The sequence below is a fragment of the Bartonella sp. CB10SXKL genome (assembly GCF_042195515.1).
Classification (GTDB): domain Bacteria; phylum Pseudomonadota; class Alphaproteobacteria; order Rhizobiales; family Rhizobiaceae; genus Bartonella.
Genome location: NZ_JBHION010000071.1, coordinates 1 through 1,505, shown reverse-complemented (window position 1 = coordinate 1,505; position 1,505 = coordinate 1). Strand labels below are relative to the sequence as shown.

At 39.3% G+C, this 1,505-nt stretch carries 2 pseudogenes; both read left to right on the top strand.

The features are described from left to right. A pseudogene (locus ACFIK3_RS09450) lies at positions 1-873 on the top strand (hypothetical protein); the annotation flags it as partial. Further along, positions 874-1,505, top strand: a pseudogene (locus tag ACFIK3_RS09445) (hypothetical protein); the annotation flags it as partial.

The window sequence follows — 1,505 nt, the reverse complement described above, 5'->3', positions numbered from 1 at the left end:
GCAAGTCCAAATTCATCTGGATGGCAACTTTTTGCCAAGGGGCTGAAGAACTTGCATGAAGGAGATAAACAAAGAGGACAGGTTAACCAGACTGTCGAGTATCTGAAATCTAAAGGGTACAGTGAGGAAGAGGCGCGGTTCATAGCTGGAAATAGAGATGCGTTGAATGCTTTTCTATTACAAAAAGTGAACGGTGGAAATAGGAATTCCCAATTTACCAATGACGGTAGGATGCTTGTGGAAGATCCGAATGCACCAGGTGGATATAGATATATTATGGTTGAAGGTGGTAAATCGTATGAGGAAGCTGAACGTGCAAAAGCTCTATATGCAAATAATATAGTACGGAAAAGTATTTTATTGAAAGATCTCACATATCTTGATGAGTACCTTAAGGAAAAAGGTGGGTATGCAACAGGTCTGATTGCTTGGATTAAAAGCATTGTTCCTGGATTGAAAGAAAATGGTGCAGATAAAGTCGTGAAATCAATTAAGGAACGTATAGCAAGTGATCGTATAGACGAACTGAAGCAATTATCAAGGACAGGAGCGGTAGGACTTGGAAATGTCAGTGATAAAGATCTTGACATGCTAAAGCATTCTTTAGGTGAACTAAGCATTGATATGAATGTAGAATTATTTACGCGGAATCTGAATCAAATAAGAGATGTTATTTCAAGACTATCGCCTGAAGCAAAAGCCTATTTACTAGGTGAAGATGCTAGTCGCTCCTCTGCTAATCAGTCATCACAAGGAGGAAGTGCAAATTTGCCAACTATAAGTAGCAGAGAAGATATTAAAAAACTTGCTATTGGAGAAAGAGTATCCATACCAGACGGTAACTATATATATGACATTATTAGGGATAGATAAATGGTTCATCATAATAATACTCATCAAGATTTTCCAGATTTTGGTCCTGGAATAAGAATTATACGCCGTATCCCTAAAGAGGAATACGAAACATCGGTAGAGGAACCATTTCCAGATTTTGGTCCTGGAATAAGGGTTATACGTCGTATCCCTAAAGATGAATACGAAACATCATTCCAACATCCCGAAATCACGCAAAGTGAAGCTTTTTGGAACTCTTTAAAGCATGGATTGAGTTTTAATTTAGATGATGAGATTGCGGGGATTACAGCGGCAGGACGTGATTCTGATGATCAGTGGGCAATAAGTGCTTTTTTGAATGGGCTTTACAACTATTGGACTGGAGATAAGAAAACCATAGAAAAATATGAGAAAGAAGCCAATAGAATACGTGATTATTATCGTAGGATGAGTGATCAACATTATTGGACTTCTTTTGCTGGAAATGCTTTAGGGGCGGCAATTCCTTCCCTTGCGACTTTAGGAGGAGGATTGTTAGCCTCAGGAGCACGCCTTGTAGCGCCTACACTTGCAAGGAATCTTGGAGGATCAACGTTAGGTCAAGCCTTTTTGAAAGCAGGTCAGTTACCCCCAAGTCGATTTGCAAGTCCATTTTTAGGCATCACGAACAA